Here is a 234-nt window from a genome sequence, read left to right as displayed (position 1 = left end):
ATAATTTACAGAAAGATCCGATATAATGTATATCAGATCCAATGAAAAATAGACTTTAGTCCTGGCAGGTGTGTAACGTAATGGCAGCATTTTTAAAAATTGTTCGAAAAACCTGGTGTTAAGCGGTTTTCTGTATTTGTAGTATTAGCCACAGCCTTATATCTATTAAGAGGAATGATGAATTTAATTCTCTTGACCTTCATATTCACCTTTTTGATGAATCGGTTAGAAGAG

At 32.9% G+C, this 234-nt stretch carries 1 pseudogene; it reads left to right on the top strand.

Going from position 1 to position 234, the window contains the following annotated elements:
* Nucleotides 1-99: 99 nt before the first annotated feature.
* A pseudogene (locus tag SB658_RS27735) lies at nucleotides 100-234 on the top strand (AI-2E family transporter); the annotation flags it as partial.

It is taken from the genome of Bacillus sp. SIMBA_008, assembly GCF_046535495.1.
GTDB classification, from domain to species: Bacteria; Bacillota; Bacilli; order Bacillales; family Bacillaceae; genus Bacillus; species Bacillus subtilis.
Note: the sequence above shows the minus strand (reverse complement) of the source record. Positions and strands in the feature narration are given on the sequence as shown.